Source organism: Paenisporosarcina indica, assembly GCF_001939075.1.
In the GTDB taxonomy this organism is placed as follows: domain Bacteria; phylum Bacillota; class Bacilli; order Bacillales_A; family Planococcaceae; genus Paenisporosarcina; species Paenisporosarcina indica.
This window is the reverse complement of sequence record NZ_MPTA01000011.1, coordinates 26,257-44,842: the sequence shown is the minus strand read 5'-3', so window position 1 is coordinate 44,842 and position 18,586 is coordinate 26,257. Positions and strand designations below refer to the sequence as shown.

General features: G+C 37.5%; 15 protein-coding genes and 1 riboswitch. Of the genes, 12 read left to right on the top strand and 3 right to left on the bottom strand.

Features of this window, described 5'->3' with window-relative positions:
• Positions 1 to 201 precede the first annotated feature (201 nt).
• From GY23_RS17365 to GY23_RS17310, 12 genes are all read left to right on the top strand, one after another.
• The gene (locus GY23_RS17365; RefSeq protein ID WP_075620447.1) at positions 202 to 1,047 is read left to right on the top strand and encodes a DUF7164 domain-containing protein; all 846 of its coding nucleotides are present in this window, start codon (positions 202 to 204) and stop codon (positions 1,045 to 1,047) included.
• A 30-nt stretch (positions 1,048 to 1,077) separates the two neighbouring features.
• Positions 1,078 to 1,956, top strand: a complete 879-nt coding sequence (locus tag GY23_RS17360) for a glycosyltransferase (protein WP_075620446.1) — start codon at positions 1,078 to 1,080, stop codon at positions 1,954 to 1,956.
• 577 nt (positions 1,957 to 2,533) lie between these two features.
• Positions 2,534 to 2,635: riboswitch (purine riboswitch) on the top strand.
• 119 nt (positions 2,636 to 2,754) lie between these two features.
• Positions 2,755 to 3,906, top strand: coding sequence for a BMP family lipoprotein (locus GY23_RS17355; protein ID WP_075620445.1), 1,152 nt, complete (start codon positions 2,755 to 2,757; stop codon positions 3,904 to 3,906).
• A 117-nt stretch (positions 3,907 to 4,023) separates the two neighbouring features.
• On the top strand, positions 4,024 to 5,556 hold the full coding sequence (locus GY23_RS17350; protein WP_075620444.1) for an ABC transporter ATP-binding protein: 1,533 nt from the start codon (positions 4,024 to 4,026) through the stop codon (positions 5,554 to 5,556).
• The gene (locus GY23_RS17345) at positions 5,549 to 6,700 is read left to right on the top strand and encodes an ABC transporter permease (RefSeq protein WP_075620443.1); all 1,152 of its coding nucleotides are present in this window, start codon (positions 5,549 to 5,551) and stop codon (positions 6,698 to 6,700) included. Before GY23_RS17350 ends, GY23_RS17345 begins: the two co-directional genes overlap by 8 nt.
• Positions 6,700 to 7,659 carry an ABC transporter permease gene (locus tag GY23_RS17340; RefSeq protein ID WP_075620442.1) on the top strand — a complete coding sequence of 320 codons (960 nt, stop codon included), beginning with the start codon at positions 6,700 to 6,702 and terminating at the stop codon, positions 7,657 to 7,659. The genes GY23_RS17345 and GY23_RS17340 overlap by 1 nt, the downstream gene beginning before the upstream one ends.
• An 886-nt stretch (positions 7,660 to 8,545) precedes the next feature.
• A complete protein-coding gene (locus tag GY23_RS17335) occupies positions 8,546 to 9,109 on the top strand; it encodes an RNA polymerase sigma factor (RefSeq protein ID WP_075620441.1) in 564 nt (187 codons plus the stop codon).
• Positions 9,087 to 10,709: a DUF4179 domain-containing protein gene (locus GY23_RS17330; protein WP_075620440.1), complete on the top strand. Its 1,623-nt coding sequence runs from the start codon at positions 9,087 to 9,089 to the stop codon at positions 10,707 to 10,709. The genes GY23_RS17335 and GY23_RS17330 overlap by 23 nt, the downstream gene beginning before the upstream one ends.
• A gap of 242 nt (positions 10,710 to 10,951) precedes the next feature.
• Positions 10,952 to 12,157: a M24 family metallopeptidase gene (locus tag GY23_RS17325; RefSeq protein WP_211270702.1), complete on the top strand. Its 1,206-nt coding sequence runs from the start codon at positions 10,952 to 10,954 to the stop codon at positions 12,155 to 12,157.
• A 424-nt stretch (positions 12,158 to 12,581) separates the two neighbouring features.
• Positions 12,582 to 13,151, top strand: coding sequence for an SF0329 family protein (locus tag GY23_RS17320; protein WP_075620439.1), 570 nt, complete (start codon positions 12,582 to 12,584; stop codon positions 13,149 to 13,151).
• A 234-nt stretch (positions 13,152 to 13,385) separates the two neighbouring features.
• Positions 13,386 to 13,535, top strand: a complete 150-nt coding sequence (locus GY23_RS18890) for a hypothetical protein (RefSeq protein WP_245827695.1) — start codon at positions 13,386 to 13,388, stop codon at positions 13,533 to 13,535.
• An 882-nt stretch (positions 13,536 to 14,417) separates the two neighbouring features.
• On the top strand, positions 14,418 to 14,978 hold the full coding sequence (locus GY23_RS17310; protein WP_075620438.1) for a YybS family protein: 561 nt from the start codon (positions 14,418 to 14,420) through the stop codon (positions 14,976 to 14,978).
• Between the two features lie 110 nt (positions 14,979 to 15,088).
• Here the strand turns inward: GY23_RS17310 and GY23_RS18385 are convergent, their stop codons facing one another.
• From GY23_RS18385 to GY23_RS17300, 3 genes are all read right to left on the bottom strand, one after another.
• Complete coding sequence (locus tag GY23_RS18385) at positions 15,089 to 15,286, bottom strand: hypothetical protein (protein WP_161487626.1); 198 nt, start codon at positions 15,284 to 15,286, stop codon at positions 15,089 to 15,091.
• Positions 15,287 to 15,685: 399 nt separating this feature from the next.
• The gene (locus GY23_RS17305; protein ID WP_075620450.1) at positions 15,686 to 17,101 is read right to left on the bottom strand and encodes a PQQ-dependent sugar dehydrogenase; all 1,416 of its coding nucleotides are present in this window, start codon (positions 17,099 to 17,101) and stop codon (positions 15,686 to 15,688) included.
• A 309-nt stretch (positions 17,102 to 17,410) separates the two neighbouring features.
• Positions 17,411 to 18,448 (bottom strand): PTS sugar transporter subunit IIC, encoded by a 1,038-nt coding sequence (locus GY23_RS17300; protein ID WP_075620437.1) that lies wholly within the window; start codon positions 18,446 to 18,448, stop codon positions 17,411 to 17,413.
• Between the last annotated feature and the right edge of the window lie 138 nt (positions 18,449 to 18,586).

Below are 18,586 nucleotides of genomic sequence, written 5' to 3'. Positions count from 1 at the left end.
CCAAAGCCAAAACCAAAACCAAACCAAACCAAAGCCAAACCAAACCAAAACCAAAACCAAAACCAAAACCACCAAAGCCGCCAAAACCACCAAAGCCAAAGCCAAAACCGAAAACATAGATACAAATATGCTTAAGTAGATAACAAAGTAAAAGATGATTAGCCTCAAGGCAACGGGGAATAAAAAAATAAGGAGGTTACTATGCGTAGAGGTATTGTTATCTACGTAGAGGATAAAGCGGACTTGTTGCTTCAATTTGGATGTCTCTACACATCCTATAAATATATTAATTCTAATGATACTGAATTGATCGTTTTTGGAACTGAAGAAGCACTAAAAAAGATTCCAAGCGATTGCATAAAATATAATTATGATCCCTTAACGGTACCAGCTGAATTTGCAAGTTATCCATTTATTAATTCTCTAAGTTGTTTAATAAGTGATGATGGGAATGACTTATATAAATATGATTTTATCCTACGTAGCGATGTTGATACATTTTTGACACCAGCTTGGAATCATTTTTATCCGGAGGAATACACTGTTGGGAAAGGTAGCTATGTATTTTCTGACAGTGTCCGGAATTCCGTTAAAAAAGTTTCTAACCGGTTAGGACTTAATCACTGTGGACTACATAATTTAGGGTCCACACACTACGGGAATCCGGAACAGGTACGCGAAGTTTCTAAATTAGCGGTATCTATTGCAGAATATATTCTTGTCGAAGAATTTAAGCATACCGAAGGATCATGGCCTGATTGGTACCGTGGTGTAACGTCCATGTATAGCAGTGAAATTGCACTTAATCATTTGGTACCAAATGTGAAAATAGCTCCCGAACAATTAGATTATGATAGTACTTCATCTTCTCATATACATTTACACCCACATATACATTGTTGGCATACAGATAGCATGTTTTCAAAGTTTCAATTTGCCCAAGGAAATTACGATCATCATGTAAAAAACCAGCTTAATATAGAACTTGTCAATGACTATTGTTTATATATGTCTCTGTTGTCAAAGAAAACAAACTGGAATGAATAAAAATCACTCCTTCAATGAAAGGAAAATAGCTTGAAAGTAACGAAAGATCCGTATGTATCTGTAATTATTCCTGTGAAAAATGAAGGTACACTTTTAAAAAACACTATTGAATCTTTAATTGCTGTTAATACGACTGTTTCGTTTGAAATCATAGTGGTTGATGATGGTTCAAATGATAATTGTTGTGAATTCATTATTAATAATGAATTCATAAAATTGACTACAACACCTGGAGTGGGATCGGCCCAAGCCAGAAATAATGGCGCGGAAATCGGATCCGGAAAATACCTAGTATTTTGTGATGCTCATCTATCTTTTGAGGATTATTGGTTGGAGAACTTATTGGAGCCTCTTATAAATGGGAAAGCAGATGCTGCTAACCCTGGAATTGCTGATTCAGTCGATCTTAACAATATAGGTTATGGATATACGTGGGACCATAAATTAGATCCTAAATGGAATAGTGAGAAACATGAACCATTTTATACACCACTCCTTGCCGGAGGGTGTTTAGCGGTTTCGAGGGAAATATTTTGTGATGTCGGTGGTTTTGAAAAAAATTTTAAAATTTGGGGGAGGGAAGATGAAGAATTTTCCTTAAAGCTGTGGTTATTTGGATATAGATGTATGGTGCAACCCAATGTCAAGATACTCCATTTCTTTCGACCTAATAATCCCCCATTTCAAATTACATGGGAAGATTTGAACTGGAATTTTTTACGGTTGGCCTATAGTCATTTCAATCAGGAGCGGATTAATAAGTGCAAGAGGTTAATTATATACTCGGATCCTTTAAAGATAGAAGATGAACTATTTGCGAGTGGCATCATGGAACAAAGAAATCATTATATGAAACGTAGGAAATTTGATGACAATTGGTTTATGGGAAAATTCAAAGTCCCATTTTAATAGAACTATTTTTTAGTATGATGTTAACCATTCCCTAGAAAAAATCCAGTAATAACGGGCTTCTAACTCCTGAATTACACTGAAAATGACCTTGGATAACAATTGAGTAGCATCTTTGGGAGTTAGGTTCTATTATTAGAGGTTTCCATGTGTTCTTTGAACTTATGGGAAGCCTCTATTTTGCATTTTATCAGCTAGTTAAAGTCTCCTTCATAGGGTGAGGTCAATGAATACTAATCGTTTAACAGTAGTACACCCTCGGAAAGTGGATATAAATTAGTACAGACATGCATTATCTACTTTTTCCTGCGATAGGTTATAGTATTCGGTGAAAAAAGAACGTAGAGAAAAAACTAATCACTCCTTTTCAGTAAAGTTATTTTACATCACATTCGCATTTTTAATATTCATGAATCGGGCTCATTTCTATAATTAGAAATGAGCCAATTTTCCCAAAATTTATTCATAATATTATTTTTTCATAAAAAATCAGTCCATTAACGAATGCTTTTGTTTTTTTTATAAAAAATGTTCGTGTTTTATTGACAGACAAAATTTCTGATGTTAATATGAGTTAGTAAAAATTAAATGTTATTTTCGTATAATATTGGGGATATGGCCCGAAAGTTTCTACCAAGCTACCGTAAATAGCTTGACTACGAGATTGTGTACATAAATATGGGATAAATCTATTCTTTTTTCCATTATTTACCCTCTTGAAGTCAAGCACCGGTGCAAACTCGGTGCTTTTTTTTTTTTACAAACAATACAACATGATGAACATAGGGGGAAATTTTAATGAAAAAAAGTACAAAGAAAATAGTAATGGTATTATTTATTGCTTTAATGACTGCTGTTATGGCAGCATGCGGAAACGACTCAACTAATGAAAATGAAGCTAAGTCTGGAGCAGGTGAAGAAGGATTAAAAATTGCCATTGTAACAAGCCCTTCAGGCGTCGATGATGGCAACTTCAATGAAGATAACTATAACGGTATTTTGAACTTTATTGATAAAAATCCAACAGCAACAGTAAAGGCTGTTAAAGAAGAAACTGGTGAACCTGCTGCGGCTGTACAAGCAGTTGCTGATATTGTGGCAGATTATGATGTAATTGTAACACCTGGGTTCCAATTTGCAGGAGTTTCTAGCATCGCTGTAGAAAATCCTGATAAAATCTTTATTTTAAATGACTCTGAGCCCGCGCCAGTAGATGACCAAACTGATTTTGATAATATCTATGCGATGAATTTCGCCGAACAAGAAAGTGGCTTCTTTGCAGGAATAGCTGCAGCGATTGAAACAAAGACAAACAAAGTAGCGGTTGTAAATGGGATTGCTTATCCTTCAAATGTAAACTATCAATTTGGCTTTGAATCCGGTGTAAATTATGCTAACAAGGTTTATGGAAAAAATGTTGAACTTGTCGAAGTATCTGGTTATGCAGGGACTGATGTAACGGGTGCTGATGTTGGTGGTAACTATGCAGGATCCTTTGCAGATGAAGCAACTGGTAAAGTAATCGGAAATGCGTTAATCAAACAGGGTGTAGATATCCTCTTCGTTGCTGCAGGAGGCACTGGCAATGGTGTGTTCACAGCAGTCAAGGAAGCTAAGGACGACGTAAAAGTAATTGGTGTGGATGTTGACCAATATGATGACGGAGTAAATGGTTCTGAAAATATCGTACTTACATCTGGTGTGAAATTCATGAGTATGAATATTGAGAAGGCACTAAATTCTGTTGTGGATGGCAGCTTTAAAGGCGGTAACGTAGTTCTTTATGCGGATACAGAATCAACTGGTTTTATAAAAGAAGAAGGTCGTCATCAACTATTAGAGGATACGCTAAGTAAAATGAACGAAGCGTACGAGTTAGTGAAAGATGGCACAATCGTACCTGCATCTAATTTTAATGAACATTCCCCAGAAAAGTTTCCAGGATTATAAGGTAAATTAAAACACAATAAAATTAGAAGTTTATCATATCCCTAATATTAGAGTGACTATTAGGGAATGATGAACTTCTATTATTTTTCCTATTATTGTGATGAAGGAGAGCGAAAGATGTCTGATTATATCGTAGAAATGAAACATATAACCAAACGTTTCCCTGGAATAGTAGCGAATGATGACGTATCCATTGGCATTAAAAAAGGAGAAATTTTTGCTTTACTTGGAGAAAATGGTGCAGGCAAATCAACATTGATGAGTATGCTGAGTGGATTGTACGAACCGGATGAAGGAGACATCTATATTCGGGGGGAGAAAGTTCAAATTAGTTCGCCTAACCATGCAGCAAACCTTAACATCGGAATGGTCCATCAGCATTTTAAGTTAGTCCCTGATTATACGATTACAGAGAATATTATTTTAGGAGTTGAGCCGATCAGCAAATTTGTCGGTCTCTTTCCATACGTAGATATTCGAAATGCCAATCGTAAAATTGAAGAACTGTCTAAGAACTTTGGCTTAGAAGTAGATCCTACGAAAAAAATAGCGGATCTTACTGTTTCCATGCAGCAACGGGTGGAAATTTTAAAGGTGCTTTATCGTGAAGCCGAAATCCTTATTTTTGATGAACCAACGGCAGTCTTAACGCCACAAGAAATCGATTTCCTGCTCGGTATTATCGAAGGTCTGCGAAACAGTGGAAAAACAATCATATTGATTACACATAAGTTAGAAGAAATTAAGAAAGTGGCCGATCGATGTGCGGTATTGAACAAAGGTAAATTAGTGGATGTGTTGGATGTAAAGACAACATCGGTGAATCATATGGCTCAATTAATGGTTGGTAGAGAGGTAAGTTTTAAATCAGAAAAAGTACCTGCGCAATTTAAAGAGGAAATATTGAAGGTAGAACATTTAACCGTGAAAAATGAGGATGGATTTGAAATAGTCAAAGACGTTTCCTTTACGATACACAGTGGCGAAATATTTGCGATTGCTGGTGTTGCAGATAATGGTCAAGTTGAAATAGCGGATGCCATTGCCGGATTAACAAAGGTTAGCGGAGGAAAAATATTCCTTGAAGGTAAAGACATTACGAACAACAGTATAAGGAAAAGAACTGAAACTGGAATCTCCTATATACCTGAAGATCGACAAAGCTTTGGTCTATTTTTGGATTTTGATTTATCAACGAATTTGGCATTAAAGCAGTACTATAAAAAGCCCTTTTCTAGTAGAGGAATCTTGAATAAACAGGAATTTGAGCAATTTGGTCACAAGTTGATTGATCAATTTGATATTCGAAGTGGACAAAGTATTAAGACGCAAGTTCGCTCGATGAGTGGCGGTAATCAGCAAAAAGCAATTATAGCTCGGGAAATCGATTTACAATCGCCACTCATGATTTTCGTTCAACCAACACGTGGAGTAGACATTGGTGCGATAGAAAATATTCATAACATGATGATTCAGCAGCGGGATCAAGGGAAAGCGATCTTACTGATTTCTTTGGAGTTAGACGAAATTATGAATGTAGCGGATACAATAGGAGTTATATATAATGGCCAACTTCAAAAAATTGCAAGCAGTGAATCATTAACGACGAATGAAGTCGGCGAATATATGATGGGGGCAAAGCATGAGTAAGAATAAAATGAAAAAAAGCTTAAGTTATCGTCTTTTTTGGCCAATACGTAATGAAAAATGGCAACAGATTACAATTCCAGTAGCCTCTATACTAATCAGTTTTATTGCAGCGGCTATTGTCATACTTTTACTGGGCAAAAATCCGTTACAAGCGTTTTACAACTTGTTCCAAGGGGCAGGCATCTTTCCTAAGTCTTCTTATGCGGGCTATAAGAGCATCCTGACTGATTTTTTAAGTTTGCTAAACGCCATGACGCCACTTGTATTTGCCAGCTTGGCGGTTGCTGTCGCTCTCAGAGCGGGTCTATTTAATATTGGAGTTTCTGGTCAAATGCTAGTCTCCGGTTTTTTAGCGACGATAATCGTTGGTTACAGTGGGTTAGATGCCATTATTGCAAAGCCGCTTGTGTTGTTGGTCGGAATTGTTGCTGGAGGTTTAATGGGTGGATTAGTGGGATGGTTAAAATATAGATTTAACATTCATGAAGTGGTATCTACGATTATGTTAAATTATATTGCCCAATATGTCATAAGCTTCTTTATTCAGATGTATTATATTGATCCGATTTCAAGACAATCCAAATATATTTCAGAAGCAGCAAGATTGACGTTAGTAAATGTCGAAATCGCAAACTTGAAGATGAATATTCCATTGGGCTTTATATTAGCCATCATTATCGCAATTTTCATCAAGTTTCTCATGGACAAAACAGTGGTTGGTTTTGAAATTAAAGCAGTTGGTTCCAATCGGAATGCAGCAAAATATACAGGAATAAATGTCGGAAGAAATACAGTTTTAGCCATGATTATTTCAGGAGGATTAGCTGGTCTTGCAGGCGTTACGTATTATTTAGGTTATTTTTCTTCCATACAACCAAAAGTATTATCTAGTATCGGTTTTGATTCCATTGCGGTGGCACTATTAGGTAACTCTCATCCGATCGGGATTATTTTTTCATCATTTTTAGTATCAATTATTGATCAGGGAAGTACGTATATGAGTTCGCAGGCTGGAATCAGACAAGAAATTGCTTCTGTGATCATCGGGTTAATCCTATTGTTTAGTGCATGTGGTGAGTACTTTAAACATAAAGTCAGCCGCTTGAAGGATAAAGAAGTGGATCGAAAGGACAGTGAATCATAATGGATACAGTAATTATTGATGGATTATCCTTTGCTCTGCCTCTTTTTATTATGGCAATAGGTGGAATATATAGTGAAAAGAGTGGTATCACCAATTTAGCACTTGAAGGATTTCAAGGTTTTGGGGCATTCGTTGGAGCGCTGTCAGCTGTATTAATAGCGAATGCTTTTGGCACAGATGTTCAAAATCTATTTTATGTGTCGTTACTATTTTCGATGATTGGTGGGATGAGTTTTTCCATTATTCATGCTGTACTGTGTATTAAGTTTAAGGCAAATCAAGTTATCAGTGGTGTTGTAATTAATATTTTGGCGTTAGCACTAACGGCTTTCTTAACAACACAAATAAATGCACTTGTATTTGGAGCGGCTTCGGACAAGTTTCAATTAGGTGTATCGGAGCGGTTTACGATTGAAGGTTTAGCCAATATACCAGTGATTGGTGCGGTATTTACGAATGTGTATCCGTTCCAAGTGATTATCATTGTGATTGCCATTTTTGCTTGGTATCTTTTATATAAAACAAAATTCGGTATGCGCCTAAGAGCGAGTGGGGAAAACCCTCATTCGGTTGATGCTGCGGGTGTAAATGTATTGAAAGTTAGGTTTTCTGCGGTTCTAATATCAGGTTTATTATCAGGTTTAGCTGGCATGTGTTTTGCCTATTCCATTTCAGCTAACTTTTCTTCAAATATTTATATGGGATATGGATTCTTAGCCATTGCTGCATTAATCTTTGGTAATTGGAGGATTCTCCCTACTTTAGCCGCTTGTCTTTTATTTGGTTTTGCAAAATCTGGGGGAACGTTTATTGCTCAGTCAATGGCATTACCAAGTAGTTTCACCGATTTATTCATGGTTTTACCATATGTATTAACATTATTGTTATTAATCTTTTTCTCTAAATCAAATCGCGCTCCGAGAGCATTAGGTGAAGTTTATGACAAAGGAAAAAGGTAAATAAATTAACTAAGTAGTTCCTACCGTGAAATTATTGACATTAGGTAAACACTACTATATCTATACCTGTCTGCCATAACTACCAACTCCATGTGGAGTAAGGTTAAAATTTGCTAACATTTTACTAACGCAATTAAATGAAAAACGATAAAATTCCATTAAAGATGGTACAATCCTCATTTTACCAAACCTTGATCTACCGCACTTTTGTCCCGCATTATGAAAGATATTACACACTTTCACCTTACGGGCGGCATGATGTAACACAACAAAAAAATAGGCTCTGTTAAAAGAAGGTAGTTGTATTTGACATTTTATAGTTCGCTTCAGGTGGACGCTTTTCACGGGCAAGGGGTGAGCCACTTCAACGCTGTCGCGTCACCGGGGTTTCATCCTGCTTGCTGTTCCCGCAGGAGTTGCCACCTTCCGCTCACTATATAAACTGCAAGGAACAACACTAATATATAACATAGCTCAAAAATAAAGCGTGAGGAACCTTGATACTAAAAGGTTTCCACGCTTTTTTCATACCCCTATTTAGTGGGGAAAGCGCAAGTATAAAGTTCACTTTGAATACCAATCGCATTCGCGACGGACTGCGGTTTCCCCCGCGTTCAAAAGTAGTCAAATGTTAAAGGTGCGTGGTGCTGTGGTTGAATTAAGTAGTGCCATAGATAAACCTGCCGTATAGATGATGTTTTAGTCGACTTGATCATCCACGGTTTATCTGTAGTTTTTTTATTTTTATGCTGTTGCGATTAATATGACAATGATTCTTTATTATTTTTTTGAATAAAATGAGATGTTTTATCTGGAGAACTCGTTATTATAGATGAAAGATAAAACGAGAATGCGCATGATCGTTTGAGTCAGTCAGGAGGTCAGTATGGAAGAATTGCAGTGGATACAAGAAGTGCGATCTGGCAATAAGCAAGCCTACGCACACATTATCAATAAATACAAAAATCAGTTGTATGGCACGATTGTCAGGATGACTAAAAATCCACAAGACGCACAGGACTTGGTACAGGAAGCATTTATCAAAGTTTACCGGCAGTTAGATAAATATGACGAAAAAGGCTCTTTTTCCAGCTGGCTGTACCGCGTAGCTATGAATCATTGCATGGATGAGTTTCGAAAGAAAAAATATCAAATGCAACAATCAGAAATCGGAGAAAATAACATTATAAATACAAACCATCCTGAAGTAATATTCTTAAAAAAAGAAAAGCAGCGACAGCTGGAGCGGTTAATTGCAACGCTGCCAAATGATGAAAGGCTGATTATTCTCTTACGCTATGTAAATGAATTAAGTTATGACGAAATAAGTGATTTGGTGGAAGTTCCTCTATCTACGGTTCGTAATAAGCTCCATCGAGCCAAGAAAAAATTGAGAGATAGGGTAAGACACGAAGGAGGTAATTTCAATGAATTGTCCTGCGATAGATAAACTTGAGAAATACGTTGATGACGTACTTACCGAACAAGAACATAGGGAACTTCACACTCATATAAATAACTGTGGTAATTGTAAACATGTGGTTAACTCACTAAAGTTGGAACAACAATTCCTAAAAGAAACCTTATCAACGCCCACGTTGCCTGACAATTTTGCAAGTCAGGTCCTTGAACAGCTTGAACCATTTGAACAAAAAGTAAGAAATAAGCGAACTCCATGGAGACAAATCATGCTGTTCGCAGCAAGTTTGGTGTTGGTGGTAGGTGTATCAACCACACTGAATGAAGGATTTGCTCAGTGGATTGGCGGTTTGTTTTCGACAAGCCAGGTGGACGAGGGTTTGAGAATGGCGACGGATGCCGGTTTATCGGAAAGAGTAAATATTGAAGCGAAGGATCAAGGAATTACGTTGAAAGTAGAAGATGTCATAACGGATTCGTCTCGAGTTGCGTTATCTTATCAAGTATTAAACGACAAGGGAAAACCACAAGATACGCAACTTGATTTTGCGGACTCCAATAATCAGGTTTATGCGACTAATCAAAAGGGAGAAAGGCTGGATTTGGCCACTAGTATAGGTTGGCAAGATAAAAGTGACTATGGACTAATCGAGTTTTCGATGGATGAACATGTAACGAACGAGGATTTCTTTATCAAGTTAGATGTAGTTGATTTATTGGGGAAAGAAGGAAATTGGGTGCTGGAGGTTCCAGTTAAGATTAGCGAGAATCGTAAATTAACCACTACCATTCCCTTAGATGATGCTAACACTAGTCTGCATGGAGTTACCGTTACGATGAAAGAATTCCGGTCAGCTCCTTCCTCAAATGAGATTGTGTATGAGACGGCATTGACAAACGATGAGCAAGCAACTGTAGAAGAAGAAATACAAAATCTTGAGAATAAATATGGAGAGGAGCTTATAAATTCCTACTCCTACTCCAATTATGGTGCAATCCTCCAATACCACATGGAAGATGACAACAGGAACGTGGTCTATCGAAATGATATGTTGATTACGGATGAATTGGACGATAATGGAGGATTCCTACAAGGTTCCGGGGAAGATTTAGAGAAGATTGGTCATACCGCATGGAATGATATGTTTGTCCCGAAAAAGAATGATAGCAAACTCACTTTTGTTTTAAACGGGGTTCTTAAAAGGGAAATTTCTGACTTCTCTATTCAATTTAAGCCAGAAGATTTAAAGAAAAAGCCTGTTTCTTTTGAATATGAAGGAAACTTCATGACAATTAAAAAAGCTAAAAAACAGAGTGAATTTTCATTGCGCAAATCAATCGTTCCGATTAAAAGGGAGTCTCTGTTCAAAATCGAAATAGAGGGTGGAAAAGAACCACTCTCTACCGAATTTGGTGCGTGGGTTTTGGAGGATGAGAAAGGGAACATATACGATACTAACTCCAGCGGATCCGTACTCAATGAAAAAGATGAGAATGGACGCAAGAAGACCACAATCGATCTTACGGTACTTGAAATGGATGAGATGCCTGAAGAACTTACGTTACATCTACTATCAGTGACGCGCTATTATAAACTCCAAGAACCATGGAAGGTACCGTTGTTTGAATAGTGTACGGTAATTAATATATAGAGACCATTGGACCTCCTTTGAAACCACGCCGTGGTTGAAGGAGGTCGAGTTGTTTCTCAGTGGATGTTTGGAAAATCAAATTTGACGACTAAATTAATTGAACTTAAATGGTCCTTGGGGGTATCCCCATATCGTTCTGTAAAGAAGGAAAACAGAGCAAGTTATAGAATAATAAGTATAAGTTAAGTATAAGTAGAAATATGAAAGTTAGGGTGATGAGATTGGGATTTCAAGTTGAGGTGATGGGAATGCTCAAGCAAGAACTAACCAACCGGATGAAGCAATTGCAAGAAAGGTTAATTACGAGCGAATACGACGCTTATATTATTACTGCAGAAGAAGACATCTGGTATTACACAAACATTACATACAAACCAGAGGAACGCCCCTTTTTCATCATTGTTGTCCCCAATCACACACCAACATTACTTGTACCAAAGCTTGAAGAATCCCACGTGCATAAAAGAATTATCGATTATAATATTGTTTCTTATTGGGAGTTTCCATCTTCAGAGGGCAGCAATTGGTATGATAAACTAAACCAGTTGATCCAAGGTTATTCACGAATAGGAATCGAGAGTAACGTGCGTGCAGACGTATATCATCTCATGCAAGCAAAGGAACTAGTTTTAGCGCAGTTAGTCGAAGCGCAACGTAAAGTGAAAAGCGTCTATGAAATTGAAAAAATTCGCATGAGTGCTAAAGTGTGCGATGAAGCAATGGAGGATATTTTTAATACGATTTATCGCGGTGCCAGTGTGTTAGAACCATTTACCTTGTCAAAAAAAGTACAAACCAACCTTATAAAAACAAAGCAATTTGATCCAATCACAACTTCATTGCTCACAGCAGTTTGGAATGCACCGGCAAGTGCAATGCCGCATAGTATTCCTGAGTTAGGTGATCGATTTGGGGATGGACCGAACGTTGCAATGGCCTATTATCGAATTAACGGATATTCAGCAGAGTGTGAACGGACGTTTTTTCTTGGACAACCGACCAAGGACGATGTGGAAATGTTCCAACATATGCAAAACGCACGAAATCGAGCGTTGAGTATGGTGCGAGCAGGTGTAAGGGCCGCAGACATCGATGCAGAGGCACGAGCTTATTTTGATCAGCATGGACTACTTAATCGTTTATTACATCGTACCGGGCATGGAGTCGGCTTGCGAAATCATGAAGGACCATATATTGCAGAAGGCAGCAACGAAATATTAGAGGAAAATATGGTGATTACGATTGAGCCAGGCATCTATATTGAGGGGGTAGGGGGTTATCGGCACTCCGATACCATCCGTGTAACCAAGGATGGCTATGAGCTGCTTACAACATTTCCTATTGATTTAGTAGATATGACGATCACCAAATCGAACAGATTGGCAAAACTAAAAGGAAAGTTTATGCAGAAGTATTTGAAGCTTTGATGTTAAGTTTAGCATGAGGTTTAATGAAAAATATATATCAGGTTAATGTATCAAATCGCGGTGATGCTTACCACACAAGACCTGATAACTTCTTTGTTTATGTTGAATAGTACTGTAGTATAGGTGAAACGAGTAATATGAAAATAAGAGGTGACCCTGATGGGTCAACTCTTATTTGTGGTAGGGATGATTATTATTGATGGATATGCTCGATATCTATTTAAATCATCTTACTGTCTTAAGAAGAACGTCCTTATTACTTGAAGTTATTGGTTCATCAGTCTGGTTATTTTATTCGCTCACAATTATCAACACATCAGAATTTCAAGTCACACTTAAACCTTGTATTTAGTATGATCGAAGTGTTGGTTATTGTATTATGGATAATAGAAAGACTGCCTCAATAAATATTAAGGAGAATTTCATGTCCTGGAGTAAATTGAAGCAAAATCTGGAGAGTTTTCTCTGTCCTGCATTATATGGAAGGGTTGAATACCGTGCAACCAGCTACCGTTATTTACCTGATAGAGCAGGACTTTGTTATATTGCGGTAGATAAAAAGAATGTGCTCAACATGAGTGATATAACTACCTTAATCAGATGGTATCAGACGGAGCAGGAAATTAAGAATGATTCAGATATCCAAATTCCTATCAACAACGAGGAAATCGAAGCATTAAGAAAAGAAACTAAGGGGACAGTTCCGGAGAATCGTCTACAAGTAATTGCAAGGGGAAGAAAATTATCAGAGTATGCAAAGGAGATTTTATCAGCGCAGTCATCATTAAGTAAATCGAATTTTATCGTTGTAGCTAATAAATTTTTATCCACTCCTATAGAGGAAAGCCTAGAGAGCAATGATATCCTATTAAATATTCTAGCTTTGGTTGACAGACGGGTTGGAAAAAAACGAATTATAAACATGACTGAGAAGATGAAGTTAAAGCATCCAGTTGTACAGTATTTTTATGAACTACGGCTAAGTACGTTATGATAATAAATAACTCATCACCTGAACATCACTTATTGCAAAAAAAATTAACGCCATGTAGATTTTAGTTTTATCCATGAGCTGGTTATCAGAAGAATGGAACCCTTTCCATCTCCTGAAAACCTTTCATTACTTATTGATTTCCTTCGTGTACAATCCAAGAGAATCTATACATTTGTTATTCAGTTTACTGAGCTAGGGTTTCTTGGTTTTTGGCGTCAATAATTGATAGCCTGTTTGACTGTTATTAGGATTGTAAATCCGGCCAGTATAGAAACAAAAAAAGCGATTCTGAATGTGAAAAGCGAGGAATTCATTGAATTTAAATCAGCAAATGGAAACTTGAGAACCATACCGACAGAAGCAGGGAAGAAGGCATGGGGTTAATTAACCAAGGCAAGCATGAGGAGGCATATAAATATTACGGAGAATGATTTAAGAGAGGGATGTTAGTTGGGTTGGGGATCTGATTAATGGGACGATCAGTGTAACTGAAGCGGCTGGCGGTATTCAACAGATCCTAACATGCCAGGAAGTAATTGAAGAAATTAATTTTTCAATAGGATAAATGCCATTAGGTCAAAGAATGCAGAAGTCATTAATGAAAGCTGTGTTTATTTTGATAAGGTTGGTTTTAAGTGGATTGAGAAATACGTATTCAAAGTAGATAGAAGGGACAGAATTCGAGAATCTGTCCCTTTTATTTTGAAGTCCAACTAACTTTATTAAAAATTTATTTCTTTCATTTAAATCGAATACTCTTCATGGTGGTTTTAAAGCGCCCTATGCAAGTTATTCTATGAATAGGATCTAAAAAAGTGCATGAAGTAGCAACATAAGAACCAAATACATGCGGCAGGGAGATATTCTTTTCCCCACCCGCATGATGCTTTTGCCGTTTCAGTTTTTAATCGAAACGTATGAGGTTTACCTCTTGGAAAAGACTGTATCACCTGAAACAGTAGCATTTCCTATCCTTCTCCCCCTCCAAATTTCATCTTCATATTCTTTCTCACGAAAATGAAACAAGTCCTCTAAGCCCTTTACATTATTAAATTCAAATATAAAATTCCCCTCCCAAGCTTACCGAATATCATTACAGTTGTTTTATTTACGACATATACTATAAAGCATTTTCCTTTAGTAATACATCATCGGAAGAACAACTAATTTATTTTGGTTTTTTTATGTACTAAAGAAATTTTTTTTGTTTGTTGGAGGACGTAGCGTTGTATTGTACCTAAAAACGTTTTGAATGGAGGTGGACTGATGTGGTTTTTAAAATCAATTTCAGATGATGTTCGATTTGCCCAATTAGAATTTCGCAAACATACAAAAGCGAAGAGGCTTGTTATAGGATCTTTTCTCGCCTGTATGGCTGCTGTACTTCAGGCAGCTGGTGGCTTTTTGCCAGGAATCGGATATTTTATCAGTCCATTTGCCACTTTACCCATTTTAATTGGTGCTATGTTTTCCCTTCAAATGGGAGTGATGTCTTATGTTCTTACTATCCTATTGCTATTCATTCTGTTTCCAAGTGAACTAGTCATTTTTCCTTTTACAACAGGGTTGTTGGGGATAGGTATAGGTGCAGCTTTTTCCTTTTTCAAGAAGAGATTGAGCATTATTTCAATTGGTGCCATTCTCTTAATGATAGGTATTATGAGTCTATTATATATTTTCCACTTTCCTTTACTTGGTCCAGCCGTATCCGATTCCTTTTCATTCATTACAGTAGGAAGTATTTTAATATTTTCTTTCCTGTATAACTGGTTATGGGTTGAGATTGCTTTATTCTTTTTTAAAAGATTTAAGACCGTTATATCTTAGTGACTCTCCAAATCACCCCAGTATTTGGAATGATATAGATTTTTATACTTGGTGGCTAAAAGATTCCGAAGTCAGTAATAAACATTTCATTTTGTTTGCCAAAGGTAACATCAATGGATCTTCCAAAGTCGCCTCCACCGATTGCCGACTATTGATTCTGGTTTGCCGCCGGTCATATCAGGAGCCTTATTGACAAATTCCGCAATAAATACTTCACGAACAGGATCAAATGAAGAGTCATAATTGAAATCGAGGCCCTTAATCGCCAAATTTGAGGCAAATGAAACAACCAGTTTAGACGGTTGCATAGGATGATGCTGGGCAAGAAAAAACAATGGCTGTGGTTTTCTAACTGGTTAAATGTGTGGATTTGTGTATGGAGACCGCCAATATAATCCCGTCCAACCATACCACATTGCTTATCTAAACCATTGAGACTCATCAGGAGAATTCTCGACAGCCCTGCTGTCGCGGAATAAACTTCTTCGATGACTGCGAGTTATCTTACAAGGACAAGCACCTAATATCCGTCCTATTATTAGAGAAGTACATATATTTCGGATGAAATCAAGGTGTTCGGCTTTAATTATCCGGAAAAATAAACAAAAAAGAGAGCCTGATTGCTCTCTTCTTTATTTGATATTTCGATTCAATTAAACTCAAGAAAGAGATTTATCTGGTAGAAAGCCGAATTTTGTAGTTATGAATCATGGAACAATTTCAAAAATAGTACCTTGGTTAAAATCAGTCACATTCATAGAACCATAAACCCCTAAATATAGTCTGGTTTGATCTAGGTTCGTTCCTAAATTAACATAATAAGCTGATTGAGACCCAAAATTATAATCGGTTTGAATAACACTGAAATCATTTGGTTTACCATCTGTTCTTACCTTGGTGTAAGCTAAAACCCCTCTACCCGGAGGTTGAGATTCCTCATCGCGGGCAAGATCGGTAAACACAACGCTTCCTGTTAAACCGGGGATTCCATTCCCCATATAGGCTTGCACTCCAGTAAGTGCAGTTCCTCCAAACTTATCAGGTCGGGGATCTTTATGAAAATAACTAGTTAGAGGCTGAAGGCGCCGCACTGAAGTTTTTACTGCTTCATTATAATAAGCAATTGTTTTCTCATCCAAAGTCGAATTTGCAGAGCAGCCCTTTATAACCGAAGTAGGAAAAGTACCTTCCCACCCTCGCCAGCCAAAGTTAATAAATCCTTCTTGTTCAGGTTCAGATGTCATTAAAGAATTTTGAATAAGCTGAGTAACCGGTATAGGTTTATAATGAACGAATGAAAAAATCGACTCTACCAAATCCTGTCCGACATTTCCCACATATTTAATATACTGATTATCAAACCTTTGAAATGAGATGCCAGGTATATTTCGAACTCCTTTGGCAATTACCGTAAGTGTTTCCTGAATAGGTGCGGGAAGTTCATTAAAACGTGTGACTACGGGTGGATTATAGATAAATGTATCCTTAACTACATCAATTTCAATTATTTTCCCGGCTATTTCCATATCGTTCTGACTTAAATTAAATGGATCATAGCCTGATCCACCATCTCCGGTTGTTAAAACAAGTTTTCCTGTTTCAGGTGAAAAATTTAAGCTATTGACACCGTTATGATTTAAAAATGGTCTTCTTAAGTTAAGTAATGTACGTCGTTTTTGAGGCTGACCATTCGATTGTAAAATCCATTCTTCAACTGTATCAATATGATCATAATGAGTTTCTCTATTTATCCACTTTTGGTTTAAAGTTCTGGGATCACACGGGTTAGGCTTAAAAGGTTCAGGAAGAGCACCTGGACCTTGTGTTCCAGCTACTGAGTAATGAAGATAAAATAGACCATTATAATAAAAATTGGGATGAAACGCTAGACCTAGCAATCCCCGTTCATCATATCCACCACCAGAAACACCTAGTTGTATAATTCGCGAGCGAATATCTAAAAAAGTACTTATAACTCCGTTTCCTATGTAAAAGATCTCTCCAACCTGGGTTGCAATAAATAATCTTTCAATTGAGTCACCTGGAAGTATAGTTGTTTTCAAAACAGTGGGTAAATTTATCTTATTTACAATGGGCCATAAACTAACCTTAACTTTTTCCAACAAACTTTACACTCCTTCTACCTGTTTTCCTTTTTAAGAATATGATTAGAACTGTTCTATTAGTACCTAATGAGGGGCAGGGGATCACAAGGCATTATGGGTATACCATCTGTTTAATATCGAAGCGTTCACCTTGTATTTTCTGCCATGACAATAAAAGAGTTACCACCCTCAAGGTATGTTTGAGCAGCCCTTAATTTAGTATCAAGAACATTTGGTCATAAAAAACTGCACCTCCATTGTTAGATGTGTCTAACAAATGGGGTGCAGTTCAAACCGGTCAACCGGATTTCCTTCATTATATTTCCATTAATCAAAATCCAATTTATAGTCGCTTGCTTTGATCATGTTCAATTTACGTGAGAATAGGTAGATTAGTGCAACATTCAGTATGATCGGGAGGAGCAGGAACGTCCCAAGCATGATCGAGATATTTTTTGCGGACCAACCGCCATCGGCCAATTGCATATAATTTAGGGGCCCGACCAATCCGGATAAACCAAACCCGGCACTGAAAGGTGTACCCTGGATATTCAGAAGCCCCGCCAGTGCACCAAGGACTGCAGCTGTAATCAGCATGGGAACAGCAATTTTAGGCTTCATCAAGAAGTTTTTCATCTGTATCTTCGGAGAGCCAAGGACATGTGCCAATGCAGTGCCCAGTGAATTTGCTTTATAGCTCGAAATGGCCAGGCCAACGCCGGCCGCTACAATTCCGAGATTCGCTGCTCCTGCACCGACACCTGAGAGCATGATGACAGTCGCGACACCGACAGTCGAGATGGGCAACAGAATGATTGTACAGAAAATCATTGCGATGATGGCACCCATCAGGATGGGTTGCAGCGTCGTGACGTTATCAATGGCAATACCGAGTATTCCTGTACTGTGTTTGACATATGGCAGCACGGAATAACCAATCATGCCGGGTACTAATATGCTTAATGTTGGCAATAACAGGATGGCATAAGCCTTTAACCGATCACCTAGCAATTGAACAAATAATACAGCAAGAGCTGCAGTGAATCCGATATTAATGACGATGCCAATTCCGTTCATGGTAATCAGACCGTCAGCTGTTTTCTGGATGACTCCGCTTCCGACCATGGAAGCAATCCCGATACTTGCCGTTTGGATAGGGGTGAGTTTGAAAGTGATGCCAACCATGACGCCTATCAAAACAGGCAGCAGGCTCATGATATAAACGGTTACGTCAAATACATGCTGCAGTGCTGGGAAATATGGGATCAATAATTTTAGGATTTCCCCTAATAGGGCATTGGGGATCAATGCCACAACAATCCCGATGCTCATGCCGTTCAATAGCTTGCCTAAAAATTCCTTCATGTCTCGTTGTCTCTCCCATCTAGTTGCTATAGTAGACAACTATAAGGAATTTTCAGAACAATATCAACAATTATTTTAGCGATTCAACGCATTGAAGTGCGGAGTTGTGAAAATAGTTGATTCGTCTTATAAAACAAA